The 14893-nt window shown below is 61.3% G+C and carries 13 protein-coding genes; 5 read left to right on the top strand and 8 right to left on the bottom strand.

From position 1 onward, the window contains the following. Nucleotides 1–172 precede the first annotated feature (172 nt). Nucleotides 173–364, bottom strand: coding sequence for a DUF1192 domain-containing protein (locus tag AB7828_RS13395; protein ID WP_089265408.1), 192 nt, complete (start codon nt 362–364; stop codon nt 173–175). Between the two features lie 109 nt (nt 365–473). On the opposite strand from AB7828_RS13395, the gene AB7828_RS13400 reads away from it, so the two are divergent. From AB7828_RS13400 to AB7828_RS13410, 3 genes are all read left to right on the top strand, one after another. Beyond that, nucleotides 474–1469: an NAD(P)H-quinone oxidoreductase gene (locus tag AB7828_RS13400; RefSeq protein ID WP_441230392.1), complete on the top strand. Its 996-nt coding sequence runs from the start codon at nt 474–476 to the stop codon at nt 1467–1469. Between the two features lie 123 nt (nt 1470–1592). Further along, complete coding sequence (locus AB7828_RS13405; RefSeq protein ID WP_170849563.1) at nt 1593–4469, top strand: EAL domain-containing protein; 2877 nt, start codon at nt 1593–1595, stop codon at nt 4467–4469. A 149-nt stretch (nt 4470–4618) separates the two neighbouring features. Further along, entirely contained in the window at nt 4619–6229 is a 1611-nt protein-coding gene (locus AB7828_RS13410; RefSeq protein ID WP_441230393.1) for a hypothetical protein, read from the top strand. A 2-nt stretch (nt 6230–6231) separates the two neighbouring features. Here AB7828_RS13410 and AB7828_RS13415 read toward each other — a convergent pair whose 3' ends face one another. Then, complete coding sequence (locus tag AB7828_RS13415; RefSeq protein ID WP_093756809.1) at nt 6232–6870, bottom strand: YqgE/AlgH family protein; 639 nt, start codon at nt 6868–6870, stop codon at nt 6232–6234. A 154-nt stretch (nt 6871–7024) separates the two neighbouring features. On the opposite strand from AB7828_RS13415, the gene AB7828_RS13420 reads away from it, so the two are divergent. Then, on the top strand, nt 7025–7852 hold the full coding sequence (locus AB7828_RS13420; protein ID WP_441230394.1) for a protein-disulfide reductase DsbD domain-containing protein: 828 nt from the start codon (nt 7025–7027) through the stop codon (nt 7850–7852). Between the two features lie 114 nt (nt 7853–7966). Then, nucleotides 7967–9343 carry a flippase gene (locus tag AB7828_RS13425; RefSeq protein ID WP_441230395.1) on the top strand — a complete coding sequence of 459 codons (1377 nt, stop codon included), beginning with the start codon at nt 7967–7969 and terminating at the stop codon, nt 9341–9343. Between the two features lie 41 nt (nt 9344–9384). On the opposite strand, the gene AB7828_RS13430 is transcribed toward AB7828_RS13425, so the two are convergent. The 6 genes from AB7828_RS13430 to cysT all read right to left on the bottom strand — a co-directional run bounded on the left by AB7828_RS13430 (nt 9385) and on the right by cysT (nt 14879). Continuing rightward, nucleotides 9385–10173 carry a 3-hydroxybutyrate dehydrogenase gene (locus AB7828_RS13430; RefSeq protein WP_089265413.1) on the bottom strand — a complete coding sequence of 263 codons (789 nt, stop codon included), beginning with the start codon at nt 10171–10173 and terminating at the stop codon, nt 9385–9387. Beyond that, entirely contained in the window at nt 10173–11369 is a 1197-nt protein-coding gene (locus tag AB7828_RS13435; RefSeq protein WP_441230396.1) for a DUF3734 domain-containing protein, read from the bottom strand. Before AB7828_RS13435 ends, AB7828_RS13430 begins: the two co-directional genes overlap by 1 nt. A 110-nt stretch (nt 11370–11479) precedes the next feature. Then, the gene (locus AB7828_RS13440) at nt 11480–11989 is read right to left on the bottom strand and encodes a CAP domain-containing protein (RefSeq protein ID WP_093756814.1); all 510 of its coding nucleotides are present in this window, start codon (nt 11987–11989) and stop codon (nt 11480–11482) included. A gap of 84 nt (nt 11990–12073) precedes the next feature. Beyond that, nucleotides 12074–13114, bottom strand: a complete 1041-nt coding sequence (locus AB7828_RS13445) for a sulfate/molybdate ABC transporter ATP-binding protein (protein WP_089265416.1) — start codon at nt 13112–13114, stop codon at nt 12074–12076. Beyond that, on the bottom strand, nt 13104–13997 hold the full coding sequence (gene cysW / locus AB7828_RS13450; RefSeq protein WP_093756815.1) for a sulfate ABC transporter permease subunit CysW: 894 nt from the start codon (nt 13995–13997) through the stop codon (nt 13104–13106). The genes AB7828_RS13445 and cysW overlap by 11 nt, the downstream gene beginning before the upstream one ends. A gap of 6 nt (nt 13998–14003) precedes the next feature. Beyond that, nucleotides 14004–14879 carry a sulfate ABC transporter permease subunit CysT gene (cysT, locus tag AB7828_RS13455; protein WP_441230397.1) on the bottom strand — a complete coding sequence of 292 codons (876 nt, stop codon included), beginning with the start codon at nt 14877–14879 and terminating at the stop codon, nt 14004–14006. Nucleotides 14880–14893 lie beyond the last annotated feature (14 nt).

Below are 14893 nucleotides of genomic sequence, written 5' to 3' on the forward strand. Positions count from 1 at the left end.
GGTATTGCACAGGCCTCTCGTCCGTCATTGCGAGCCGAGCGAAGCAATCCAGTTTTCTTCGCGTATGGCTTCCGGATTGCCGCGTTGCTTCGCTAAGAGGAAAGCTGCAGGACAGCTTTCCTTCACCTCGCAATGACGGCAGAGAGCCGGGAGAGCGCCGTTCAATAGCCCGTCACGATTTGAAAAAGCGATCCGCCGCATCGCGCGTCGCGCGCTTCAAGGTCATGCTCGATTGCAGCCGCGCGATCTCGCCATTGAGCAGCGCGATCCGCTCGGCGAGTTCCTCGACCGATAGCAGCGAGAGGTCCTGCCCGACCTCATGGCTGACCTTCTTCTTCGGTTTGTCGTCGTCGTCGATCGCCATTTGGGGCCCTCCCCGTCTCAAATTCGAATATGCACCGGATGTTGCCAGCATTGATCCGGCTGTTTAATCAGATGGCCAACCGACATCCCGTACGCCGCAAGGACAAATCATGGAAAAGCTGCCCACGCAAATGACCGTCGTTGGTATCAGCAAACCGGGTGGCCCCGAGGTGCTGATTCCCGAGACGCGCCCCGTTCCGAAGCCCGGTCCCGGCGAAATCCTGGTCAAGGTCGCTGCCGCCGGTGTGAACCGTCCGGACGTCGCGCAACGCTCCGGCGCCTATCCGCCGCCGCCTGGCGCCAGCGATCTGCCCGGCCTCGAAATCTCCGGTGAAGTCGTCGCCCTCGGCGAAGGCGCCACCAAGCACAAGCTCGGTGACAAGGTGATGTCGCTGGTCGCCGGCGGCGGCTACGCGCAATATTGCATCGCACAGGATGCGCAGGCGATGACGGTCCCCGAAGGCTTCTCGATGACCGAGGCCGGCGCCACCGCCGAAACCCTGATGACCGTCTGGCATAACGTGTTTGAGCGTGGCGGATTGCAGCCCGGCGAGACCGTGCTGATCCATGGCGGCTCTTCCGGCATCGGCACCATGGCGATCCAGCTCGCCAAGGCGCTAGGTTCCAAGGTGATCGTCACCGTCGGCTCGCAGGACAAGGTCGATGCCTGCCTTAAGCTCGGCGCCGATCACGCCATCAACTACAAGACCGAGGACTTCGTCGAACGCGTCAAGGAAATCACCAAGACCGGCGTCGAGCTGATCCTCGATATGGTGGGCGCGGACTATGTGGAGAAAAACTTCGATGCCGCCGCCGCCGATGGCCGCATCGTGCAGATTGCGGTGCTGAACGGCCCGAAAGCCACCATCAACGCCGCCAAGATCATGGTGAAGCGGCTGCACTATACCGGCTCGACCCTGCGGCCCCGCACCAATGCGGACAAGGCCGCCATGGTCAGGGCGATCGAGGCCAATGTCCTGCCGCTGCTCAAGGCCGGCAAGGTTAAGCCCCTGATGGACAGCACTTTCCCGCTGGAAAAGGCTGCCGACGCACACAAACGCATGGAAACCAGCGCACATATTGGCAAAATTGTGTTGGTCGTTTAGGGCTGGAGAACAGCCGGAAACCCTTTGATTTATCTCGCTTTCATGTCATTTATCGCGCGTCGGGAAATGGCCCTGCTTCTGCGTGACGCAGGGTCGATGTTTTGTTGATCGCGGAGAATGACATTGCGTTTGATCAGGTGGCTCGCGCCGCTCGCGCTCGGCCTAATGATTGTTGTTGCCGCAGCACCGGCACAGGCTGTTGACGCTGTCAGCGTCCGCGGTGATGCGCCCGCAATCGATCTCACCGGCATCCTCGAATATCAGCATAGCGACACCGACCGCATCCAGGTCTCCACCGCGCCCGGCACCGACGGCATCGTTCGCCGCATCGAGGTGCGTGGCCGCGAAGCCGGTCAGAACTGGGTGGTGTTCGCGCTCGCCAACAACACCGACGATCAGCTCGATCGTCTGATCGTCGCGCCACATTATCGCATCGTGTCGTCCGGCCTCTTGTGGCCCGATCTTGGCCTCTCGCGCATTGCGACGATCACGCCGTCAACCGGGGATCGCCCGGAACGTCAGGATAGCGCCACCGCCGATATCTTCCGCGTCACCCTCGACCCCGGCGCTGTCATCACCTTCGTCGCCGAACTGCGCACCAACAAGCTGCCGCAGCTCTATCTGTGGGAGCCGGAAGCCTACAAGGACAAGGTCAACTCCTTCACGCTGTACCAAGGCATCGTCATCGGCATCTCGGGCCTCTTGGCGCTGGTGCTGACGATCCTGTTCGTCGTGAAGGGCAGCATCATGTTCCCGGCCGCCGCGGCGCTGGCCTGGGCTGTGCTGGTCTATATCGGTGTCGACTTCGGCTTCTGGGGCAAGGTGCTCGACATGTCCCAAGGCGCCGAGCGCGTCTGGCGCGCCTCGGGGGAAGCGATCCTGGCGGCAACGCTGCTGGTGTTCCTGTTTGCTTATCTCAATCTCAGTCGATGGCATGTCCGCTACTCGCACATCACGCTAGGCTGGCTGGCTTTCCTTGGCTCTCTCGTAGGTCTGGCGCTGTTCGATCCTGCCGTCGCCTCAGGTATCGCGCGCATCTCGCTGGTGCTCATCGCCTTCGCCGGCTTTGCGCTGATCGTCTATCTCTCCACCCATGGCTTCGACCGCGCGGTGTTGCTGATCCCGACCTGGTTCCTGCTTGTGGTCTGGGTTGTTGCCGCGGGCATGACCGTTGCCGGTAGTGTCACCAATGACATCGTCGGCCCGGCGCTGCTCGGCGGGCTCGTGCTGATCGTGATGCTGATCGGCTTCACGGTTATGCAGCACGCCTTCGCGGGCGGCGGCGCCACCAATGGCATCGTGTCGGACGTCGAGCGCCGCGCGCTGGCGCTGACCGGCTCCGGCGACCTGATCTGGGACTGGGACGTCTCCGCCGACAAAGTGTTCACCTCGCCCGAGACCGAAGCACTGCTCGGCCTCAAACGCGGCACGCTGGAAGGCCCCGCGGCAAGCTGGCTCGAAGTGCTCCACCCGCTCGATCAGGATCGCTTCCGGGCGGCGCTGGACAGCGTGCTCGACCAGCGTCGCGGCCGCCTCGTGCAGGACTTTCGCCTGCGCACCCCCGACGGTCACTTCATGTGGTTTGCGCTGAAGGCGCGTCCGGTGGTCGGCTCCGACGGCGAAGTGTCACGCGTGGTCGGCACCCTCACCGACGTCACCGAGATGAAGAATGCCGAAGAACGCATGCTGCACGACTCGGTGCACGACAATCTCACCGGTCTGCCGAACCGCAAGCTGTTCATTGACCGCCTAAACGCCGTCGCGAATTTCTCCAAGACTGTGCCGACCATGCGGCCGACCATCATGGTGATCGATCTCGATCGCTTCAAACAGGTCAACGATTCCGTTGGCATCGCCGTCGGCGACTCGATCCTTCTGACGCTGGCCCGCCGCCTCACCCGCATCCTCAAGCCGCAGGACACGCTGGCCCGCCTCGCCGGCGATCAGTTCGGCCTGATCCTGATGTCCGAACAAGACGCGGCCAAGATCACCGCCTTCGCCGAGACCATCCGCAAGACCATCCGCGCCCCGATTGCCTTCAACGACCGCGAAATTTTCCTGACGGCATCGATAGGCCTAGCGCTCTCTGATCCCGCGGTACCGTTGACCGACGAGCTCATCAAGGACGCCGAGCTCGCGATGTATCATTCGAAGCGGATCGGTGGCGACCGTATCGACGTCTACAAACCGGCAATGCGCGCCCGCAAAACGGATCGCCTGACGCTCGAATCCGAACTGCGCCGCGCCATCGAGCGCCAGGAAATCACCATCCTGTATCAGCCCATCGTTCGGCTGGAAGATCGCTCCATCGCCGGCTTCGAAGCGCTGGCCCGTTGGGATCATCCGAAGCTCGGCCGGATGTCGCCGTCGGAATTCATCGCGATCGCCGAGGAGATCGGCCTCATCATCGATCTCGGCATGTTCGTGATGGATCAGACCGCACGCCAGCTCGCAATCTGGCAGCGCGCGATGCGCTCGCGCGAACCGATCTTCGCCAGCGTCAACGTCTCCTCGCGGCAACTGCTGCGCCACGACCTCCTGCATGACATCCGCACCGTGCTGTCACGCTCGTCAGTCGCGCGCGGCACGCTGAAGCTCGAACTCACGGAATCGCTGGTGATGGAAAATCCGGAACATGCAGCGCAGATGCTGCACCGGATCCGCGAACTCGGTACGGGTCTTTCGCTCGACGATTTCGGCACCGGCCACTCGTCGCTATCCTATCTGCAGCGCTTCCCGTTCGACACGCTGAAGATCGACCAGTCCTTCGTTCGCACCACCTCGCGCGGCACCCGCCCGGTGATCCTCAAATCCATCATCGCGATGGCCCACGATCTCGGCATGGACGTCGTCGCTGAAGGCGTCGAGACAGATTCGGATGCGGTGGAGATGTATCAGCTCGGCTGCGAATACGCCCAGGGCTTTGCCTTCGGCGAGCCGATGGATGCGGATGCGGCAATGCGCATGCTGACGGAAGAGAGGCTCGAAGCGGCGAGCTGACTCGAGCCGGATACCACTCGTAAACCATACCTGCGCACCTGCGACCTCTTGCCGTCTGCAAGGAAAGGGTGTGCGAGTCGCATTTAGCAATTCGGCAAGATTAACTCGATAGGCAAGCTCCATATTCATTTGTGGTTGCATCGCTCATCGTGACGTCAATTTCCACCCATGAACTGCCATTTCTGGCGGACGCCGCGGCTGCGGCCCCACGTCCTCACGACCGGTTTCGGCCGTTTTTTGTTGTGGCGGGCGCGATGGCGATCGGCGCGGTCTATGCCGGATGGGCTGGCGAGGATGCCAATTGGGATTGGCAGAATTATCACGAATACAACGTCTGGGCATTGCTCAATGGCCGTTACGATCACGATGTAATCCCACCGGGCTTCCAGACCCACTTCAACCCTATCATCTACTTCCCCTGGTACTATCTCCGTCACGCGCTGCCGCCGGCTATTGCCGGGATAACCATGGGCGCGGTGCATGGGCTCAACCTCGCGCTGGTCTACTGGCTGTCACGGATCGTGCTCGGGCACGCAGCCAACGCGATGACTATTGTCGCTGCGTTGCTGCTGGCTGCGCTGGGGCCGATGACGCTGTCGGAAGTCGGCACCAGCTTTTCCGACATTCTCACTGCGATCCCGATTATCGCCGGGCTGGCGCTGATGCTGGCGGCCGATGAGCCGCGACCAATACGTTACATCGTCGCCGGAATTTTGGTCGGCCTCGCGCTCGGCTTCAAACTCACCAACATCGTCTTCGCAATTGGCCTGGCGGGCGCCGCACTTGGCGCGACACGCCCTCTGGTGGCCGTGACCTGCCTCGCCATCGGCGGCGCGATCGGCACGATCATGACGGGCGGCGTCTGGAGCCTGATGCTGTGGCGTGAATTCGGCAATCCGTTCTTTCCGCTGTTAAATAGTCTGTTTCCCTCGCCGGAAATGCGAGAAATTACGCTGCTCGATCGGCAGTTCATTCCGAAGGGAATTCTGGATGGCCTAGCCTATCCATTTCATTGGCTCGTCGGAAATTTCCGCAGCTCGGAGCTACCGTTTCGCGACGCACGCTTTGCGATGCTATGCGTGTTGCTTCCGATCGCCTTCATTGCTCAAATGAAGCATGCGCGCGCTATTTTTTCGAGGCGCGACTTGCAGCTCCTGATCTTCTTTGTCACGTCTTATGCGGTCTGGCTGATTTTGTTCTCGATCCAGCGCTATGCCGTCGCGCTGGAATTGCTGACCGGGCCACTAATCGTGTTGTTGCTGGTACGCATCGTCAAGGCATTTCGCTCGACCATCCCCACGCATCCTGTCAGCCAATACGCAAGCCGCTCGATCTTCATCATTGCAGCGATCACCGCTGCGTGGTCGCAGCCAACCGACTGGTGGCGACGACCATGGTCAAATCCATACGCGCCAATGATTTCATCGCGGCTTTCACAGCCCGCGACCTATCTGTTACTCGACAAGCCGCTAGCTTTCGTCGCACCACTCCTGCCTGCTGGATCCCGCTTCTACACGATTGCCGATCTCGCTTTGCCGATCCTGCCTGCCGGCAAATACGATAATCGTATCCGAGCGGGTTTGAAGGAGCCGTTGCCCGGCGGCGTGTGGGAGATGCACATCAAAGGTCGGCCGTTCCGTGCAGAAGCACTGGCTGCCTATGACCTGATGATCGATGCGTCGCAGCCCTGCGTGGAGATCGAAGGTGCCCAACTGGGCTCCACCAACGTGGCGTGTCCGTTGCGCTCCACCGGCTCCTGACGTCAGGCGTGGCCGGCCTCCGCCGACAACATCCCCGGGGCGATCCCGATCTTCTGCAGCGCGCGAAGATACTTCTCCTCGACATCGCCGCCGAAGATGAGATCCTCATCAGCCGCGCAATGCAGCCAGCCATTGCCCTGGATTTCGTCTTCCAGCTGGCCCGGCGCCCAGCCGGCATAGCCCAGCGCGAGAATCGCGTGCTTGGGTCCACCACCATTGGCGATGGCGCGCAGGATATCCACGGTCGCCGTGAGGCAAACGCCATCGTCGATCGGCAATGTCGCATCCTTGATGAAAAAATCACTGGAATGCAGCACGAAACCGCGGCCCGTCTCGACCGGACCGCCCTTCAGCACTTTCATGCTTTCGGCGCTTTCCGGGAGCTTGATGCTGTCGGACTTTTCAATGATGTCCAGTTGAACCAGCAATTCGGGAAAATCGATGCTCCCCGCAGGCCGATTGACGATGATGCCCATGGCACCTTCCGACGAATGCGCGCAGACGTAAATCACCGAACGGGCGAAGCGCTCGTCTTCCATCACAGGCATGGCGATCAGCAACTGCCCGTCGAGGTAGTTGCCAGTGTCGCCGGCGCTGGATTTCGCGCGGCTTTTCCGGGGGCGCCTGCGAGTGGGTTCCATCAGCAAACCGCTCTCATTTCGTTGCCTATCCTGATATTGGGTCTGGGTTCTGTCAATCAGCCTTCCGCAACGCATACGAAAACCGGATCACAAGCAGTTCAATAGCTTAAGACAGGTTTGGCTTTATGACAGGCCCACCCTGTAAGGACGCCCGATGACCGCATCTGTTCCGCACCACATTGTCGCTGTCTGCGCCGCGGGCCTGCTCCTCACCTGCAGCGCGCAGGCGGAGGACACCTCACCTTGGCAGATAGACAGTCATTCGCAGATCAGGCTTGTGGCAGGCTCGCGTAGCGGGCCGGTAATGCTGGGAGGCATCGCGATCCTGCTGCAGCCCGGCTGGCACACCTATTGGCGGAATCCCGGTGATTCCGGGGTACCGCCCCGCTTCGATTTCTCCAAATCGGAGAATCTGGATACCGTCACCATCCTATGGCCGGCGCCGAAAAAATTCGAGGATGGGGCTGGTGGCCTGTCGCTGGGCTATGTGAAACAGGTGGTGCTGCCCATGCGGGTGATCGCCAAGGACCCCGGCAAGCCGGTGATTCTCCGTGCGGCGATCAATTACGCGGTCTGCGACAAGCTCTGCATCCCGGTCGATGCCAATGCCGAGCTCGCTTTTACCAGCGTGGCCAGCACTGAAGACGGCGCGCTGACCGCGGCGCTCGATACCGTGCCGAAGCCCGCGACCATGGGCGACGCAGGTCCGCTGACGGTGCGCGACCTCAAGCGCGAGGGCAAGAATGTGTTCGTCGACGTCGTCGCGCCAGAGGGCAGCGAACCGAACCTGTTCGTCGAGGGACCGACCCCGGAATGGGCGCTGCCAATCCCCAAACTCGAGGCCAAGAGCCCGCCGGGCGTGAAGCGCTTCAGCTTCGAACTCGACGGCGTGCCGCCCGGCGCCACGACCGATGGCGCGGCCCTGAAACTGACGCTGGTCGGCAGCGACCGCGCCTATGAATTCAACGTCAACCTGCCCTGATACCGCTGGCGCGTGACCTGTTGCGCGCAACCTGTATATCTCCGTCCAACCGGATGTTAACGACTGCTTGCTACGCCAGACCGCTGCCGCACGCCTGCGGCTGAGGACCTTGTCGTGGCCGTGATGGACGCAAACTCCGCACCCGCAACCGCGCCCACCGGCCTCAAGGCCAGGCTGCGCGCGCTGTTCACCGGCTCAGGCGAAGCCTGGCTGACGCGCCGCCTCGCCGGCACTATCTTCCTCATCCGCGTGATCTCGGCCGGCCTCGCTTACTTCTCCCAGATCCTGCTGGCGCGCTGGATGGGCACGTCGGATTACGGCATCTATGTCTATGTCTGGACATGGGTACTGCTGCTCGGCTCGATGATGGATTTCGGCATCGCCGCTTCAGCCCAGAAGATCATCCCGGAGTATCGCGCCAGCGGCGATCACGCACGGCTGCGCGGCTTCCTCTCCGGCAGCCGCTGGATGACCGGTATCGTCTCGGTGATGGTCTCGCTGCTGCTCGCTGGCCTCGTCAAGCTCATCTCGCCGTGGATCGACGCCGACACGGTGGTGCCGCTCTATCTCGGCTGCCTGACGCTGCCGGCCTTCGTCGTCGCCAACACGCAGGATGGTATCGCGCGCTCCCATGACTGGATGCGCCTCGGCCTGATGCCGCAATTCATCATCCGCCAGGCGCTCATCATCGGCTTCACCGCCGGCGCCTTCGCACTGGGCTTTAAGCTTGGTGCGACCATCGCAATGCTGGCCAGCGTCGCGGCCGTCTGGGTTGCGATGATCGGCCAGATGATCGTGCTCAACCGCCGGCTTCACACCCATATCGAGCCCGGCCCGAAGGCCTATGACTATCGCGGCTGGCTCGCAGTGTCGTTGCCGATCCTGCTGGTCGAGAGCTTCTATCTGCTGCTGTCCTACACCGACGTGCTGGTGCTGCAACAGTTCGTCTCATCCGACGAAGTCGGCGTGTACTTCGCTGTGGTGAAGACTCTGGCGCTGGTGTCGTTCATTCATTACGCGATGTCGGCGACAACGGCGCATCGCTTTACCGAATATCACGCGGCCGGCGACAAGGATCGTCTTGCCGCTTACGTCACCCACGCGATCAAATGGACGTTCTGGCCGTCACTCGCCGCTACGCTGATCCTGCTCGCTCTAGGCAAGCCGCTGCTATGGCTGTTCGGTCCGCAATTCACTGGCGGTTACGACATCATGTTCATCGCAGCCATCGGCCTCGTGGTGCGCGCCGCCATCGGTCCGGTCGAGCGGCTGCTCAACATGCTCGGTCACCAACATATTTGCGCCGTGGCCTACGCGTCGGCTTTCGTGATGAACCTGGTGCTGTGTCTCGTGCTGGTGCCGAAATTTGGCGGTCATGGCGCGGCGGCGGCAACGTCGATCGCGCTGACATTCGAGACGATCCTGCTGTTCTGGATCGTGCGACAGCGGCTTGGACTGCACGTGCTCGCCTTCGGAAAGCAACGCGCCTAACGACCTCCCCCTGCAAAGCAGGAGGAGGTCAGGAAGCAAACTTATTCCGCCGTCCAGCCACCATCGATCGACAGGTTGGTGCCGGTGATCTGCGCGGCATCGTCACCGCACAGGAATAGTGCCAGGGCCGCGACCTGCTCGGAGGTCACGAATTCCTTGGTCGGCTGCGCTTCGAGCAGAACGTCGTTGATGACCTGCTCTTTGGTCAGTCCGCGCGCCTTCATGGTGTCGGGGATCTGTTTCTCCACCAGCGGCGTCCAGACATAGCCGGGCGAGATACAGTTGCAGGTGATCTTGTGGGTCGCGACTTCCAGCGCCACGGTCTTGGTCAGACCGGCGATGCCGTGCTTGGCAGAGACATAAGCCGACTTGAATGGCGAGGCGACCAGCGAATGCGCTGAGGCGGTGTTGATGATGCGACCCCAGCCGCGCTTCTTCATGCCGGGCACGGCGGCGCGGATGCCATGGAAGGCCGAAGAGAGATTGATGGCGATGATCGCATCCCACTTCTCGATCGGGAATTCCTCGATCGGAGACACAAACTGGATGCCCGCATTGTTGACGAGAATATCGACCGATCCATAGGTCTTCTCGCCGAGCGCGATCATTTCAGCAATTTCGGCCGGCTTGGTCATGTCCGCTGGCGAATGGATCGCCTTGACCTTGAAATCGCTCTCAATCGCCGCGCGCTCTTTCTCAATGTCAGCAGGCGCGCCCATGCCGTTGATGACGATATTGGCGCCAGCGCTTGCGAAAGCGCGCGCATAAGCGAGGCCGATGCCGCTGGTCGAACCGGTGACGACGGCGGTCTTGCCTGTGAGATTAGCCATTACTTGCTCCTGTTGGACGTCAAATGCTGCGGGAGGTCATTGTAATCGTCTGCGGTGAGCGCATGGGTCACCATCGATTCATCGAATTGCGGCCGCTCGAACCAATCCTTGTGGCGCATCGAGAGGAACACATCGCGCTCGCCGGCGCCCCAGTGTTCGACCATGCCAATGCGCGAGAAATTGTAGTCTTTCGACGACGACTCGTAATTCTTGCTCGTATAGATCAGATGCACCACCGTGACGGTATTTTCCTTCGCGGCTTCCGACAACAGCGCCACTCCGGGATCCTGCTTCAGTTCTGCCGGCAATTTACCAATCAGATCACGCAGCGCCTTGCGGATGTTGTGGATCTTCTTGTTCTTGTCGGTATTCATGCGGGTGCGGCTGGAATAGCGAATGTCCTTTTCGCGTTCCTGCGCTTCCAGGATCGACTGCGGCAATGGCCCGCGCGCGCTGAACAGATCGACCTGAAAGATCAGCAGATCGCTGGTGACGTCATCCAGTACGAAATCCAGCGGTGTGTTTGAGGCGATGCCGCCATCCCAGAAATGCTCGCCATCGATGACGATCGAGGGAAACCCCGGCGGCAACGCACCGGAGGCCATGATGTGCTCGGGCTCGATCCTTTTGCGATCTTTCTTGAAGAGCGTGTTGTCGAAATAAGTGAAGTTGCCGGTGGTCACGCTCACGGCGCCAACGCTTAGCCGGGTCTTGCAATCGTTGAGACGATCAAAGTCGACCAGCCGTTCCAGCGTCGCCTTCAGCGGCGCGGTGTCGTAAAAGCTCTGCGACTGCGGACTGCCGAGCGGCCACAGTGGTGCTGGCGGAATCCGCGGCACGAAAAAGCCTGGCACACCGAATGTAGCAATGACAGCGGCGCCTGCCTCGTAGAAATAAGAGCGCGCGCGATCATCCGTCAGCATCGGGCTCCAGGGGACCGGCGATGCCGCCATCTCCCAGAATTCCGTGAGCTTGCCGATCCGCTTGTCGCGCTCGTTGCCCGCGATGATCGCCGCGTTGATGGCACCAATGGAGATGCCAGCCACCCATTCCGGCTCGAAATCATGATGACACAGCGCCTCATAGGCGCCGGCCTGATAGGAGCCAAGCGCGCCGCCCCCTTGCAGCACCAGGACGCGCTTGGCTTCGGCGGGTTTGCTGGCAGCGCTGGATTGAGGCTGATCGGACATATCCATGAGACCACTCGATCCTGTCGGCGACGGGAACCATACCGTGGCGCCCCCTTGCGGCGACGTCAATCAGGGATGGTGCAGAGCACCATCACGCTTCGGCTATCTGGGAAGGCTTATTTGGAATCCGTCGACGCCAGGATCATGGTCCAGAACACCTTGTATTTGGTGTTGGGAGCATAGATCGCCGCAATGCCCAGTTTTGTGACACCGGACTTCAGCATATTAGCCCGATGCGGTGGCGAGTCCCGCCAGCCCGAGAAGGCTTCCGCCATCGTATGGTAGCCCGCCGAGACGTTCTCGACGGCCAAGCTCGCCGGATAACCGCCGGCATTCAGACGCTTGGCCAGCGGTGCCTTCACATCGTGATCGAGCTTGTTTCGTTTGGCCATGGCGGTGGACTGGTCTTCAGCCAACGCCATTAATGCGGGATCGACCACAACCGGGCCGAGGCCATTGTTCTGCCGGTACAGCGAGATCATCGAGGCCGCAGCCACAGGATCGAGCTTGGCGCCACCATTGGCCATGCTGAGATACATGGTGGGCTGGTCCGGCACGGTATCGACGGTCCCCGCGCACCCTGCCAGCAACAGAAATCCCAGACTGGCCAGAGCCACCCGCTTCATCGGCAATCCCCCAAATCAAGGGGCCGTTGTTGCACACCAACCGTGGCTGAAAGGTGAACGCAGGGGATTTTTAGAAAGCGCCAGTCACTCCTGCCCGGCAAAGATCCGGTAGCGCCGCGGCTGCAGGCTGATCGCATCGCCCGTGGTGAGCGGACGGTCGCGCGGGGCATCGATCTCCACCAGCGTATCATCGCCAGACAACGCGATGTCGGCGCGCTGGATCGGGCCGAAGGTGCGGACGCGGCGCACGGTGCCTTCGAGGGCTCCCTCACCGAGCGGACCGATCTGCATGTCGTGACGACGAACAAACAATTTCGACGGTCCGCTTGCGCTGCCCGCATCGATGTTGAGCGGGCGATGGCCGAGCTTCACCTGGCCGTCGCTTACATCGACCGGGAGCACGATCGATTCACCTATGAATGAGTGCACGAAAGCCGTCGCCGGGTTATCGTAAACGTCGCCAGGCGTGCCGATCTGTTCGATCTTGCCCTTGTCCATCACCACGACGCGATTGGCGACTTCGAGCGCCTCCTCCTGGTCATGCGTGACGAAGATCGAGGTGACGTGGATTTCCTCGTGCAACGTGCGCAGCCACTGCCGCAACTCCTTGCGGACCTTGGCATCGAGCGCACCGAACGGCTCGTCGAGCAGCAGAATGCGCGGCTCGATGGCGAGCGCACGCGCCAGCGCAATACGCTGCCGCTGGCCGCCCGAGAGCTGGCTGGGATAGCGATTGGCGAGCCAGTCGAGCTGCACGAGATCGAGAAGCTCCTTCACCCGCGCGCGGATCTGCGCTTCGCTCTTGCGCACGGCGCGCGGCTGCACGCGCAGGCCGAAGGCCACATTCTCGAACACGCTCATATGGCGGAACAGCGCATAGTGCTGAAACACGAAACCGACGTGGCGCTCGCCAGCGCCGCGGGCCAGCGCGTTTTCACCATCGAATGAGACTTCTCCGGAATCCGGCCAATCGAGCCCTGCGATAATTCGCAGTAACGACGTCTTGCCGGAACCGGACGGTCCGAGCAGCGCGAGCAGCTCGCCATCAGCAACCCTGAGGTCGACATTATCCAGCGCCTTGAAGGCACCGTACTGCTTTACGATATTCCGAACTTCAATCGTCACGGGGCAGCTGTCCTTCTTCAATCTGGCCTTCGAGGATGGTCTTTGCGATCAGCGTCAAGAGCGCCAGCAGAGCCAGCAATGACGCGATCGCGAACGACGCCACCAGTTGATATTCATTATACAGGATTTCCACCAGCAGCGGCATGGTGTTGGTCTCGCCGCGAATGTGGCCCGACACCACCGAAACCGCGCCAAACTCACCCATCGCCCGCGCATTGCACAACAATACGCCGTAGAGCAGGCCCCATTTGATGTTGGGGAGCGTCACCACAACGAAGGTACGCCAGCCACTCGCCCCGAGCGATATCGCAGCCTCTTCCTCCTGCGACCCCTGTTCCTGCATCAGCGGAATCAATTCCCGGGCGACGAACGGGAAGGTGACGAAGGTGGTCGCCAACACGATCGCCGGCACGGCAAACAGAATGTTGATGCCATGCGCCATCAGCCATGGCCCAAAGAAACCCTGCGCGCCAAACAGCAGCACGAATACCAGACCGGAGATAACGGGGCTGACCGAGAACGGCAGATCGATCAGGGTGACCAGCAAGGTCTTGCCCCTGAATTCGAATTTGGCCACCGCCCAAGCGGCGGCAACGCCGAATACCAGATTGAGGCTGACCGAGATCACTGCTGTGATCAGCGTCAGCCAGATGGCCGAGAGCGCCTCGGAATCTGCCAAGGCCGACAGATAGAACCCAACGCCCTTGGACAATGCCTCCGAGAATACCAAAATCAGCGGCAGGACCACGAACACTGTCAGGAACATCACTGCGACACCGATAATGATGCCGCGCACGAGCCATGGCTCGGTATGCAGGTCCTGTCGTGCCACGGACTGGGCGCGCTCCACGGTGACTGGCGAATTGATAATTGTAATGGTCATGTCAGGTCAACTCACGGCCAGCGCGCGTGTCTGCGCCCAGCGCTGCAGCCGATTGAGCACGAAGATGATCAGGAATGAGAAGACCAGCATGACCACCGCGATCGCTGTCGCATCGGCGTAGCGGAATTCCGACAGCCGGATGACGATCAAGAGCGGCGCAATCTCCGACACATTTGGAAGGTTGCCGGCGATGAAGATCACGGAGCCATATTCGCCAACGGCGCGGGCGAACGCCAGCGCGAAGCCGGTGAGAATGGCCGGCGTGAGGCTGGGAATGATGACGCGGGTGATGGTTTGCCAGCGGGAGGCACCGAGACAGGCCGCGGCCTCTTCGATCTCGACATCGAGGTCGATCAGCACCGGCTGCACCGTCCGCACCACGAACGGAATGCCAATGAAGACCATCGCCAGGAAAATTCCGAGCGGCGTAAACGCCACCTTGATGCCGAGCGACGCCAGCGGCGCGCCGAGCCATCCGTTCTGCGCGAACAACGTCGTCAGCGCGATGCCTGCCACTGCAGTGGGAAGGGCGAACGGAATATCGACAATGGCATCAAACAGCCGGCGACCGGGAAACCGGTACCGCACCAGGGCCCAGACGATAATCAGGCCAGCGACCAGATTGACCAGCGCAGCCGCGAAGGCCAATCCGAACGAAATCCTGAGCGCGTGTAATGTGCGGTTGCTGGTGACGGTATCGAGGAATTGCGAGAGGCTGAGATCCGCTGTCTTGACGAACAACCCCGCCAGCGGGATCAAAATCAAAAGCGACAGCCATGTCAGGGTCAGGCCCATGCTCAGGCCGAACCCCGGCAACGAACTTCGTTTAGGTGCCGCGCTCACAATGTCCCCTTGCTTTGGTAAAAGCCCCCAGACCGGCATACCGGTCTGGATGT

Source organism: Tardiphaga sp. 215_C5_N2_1 (assembly GCF_052076055.1).
GTDB lineage: Bacteria > Pseudomonadota > Alphaproteobacteria > Rhizobiales > Xanthobacteraceae > Tardiphaga > Tardiphaga robiniae.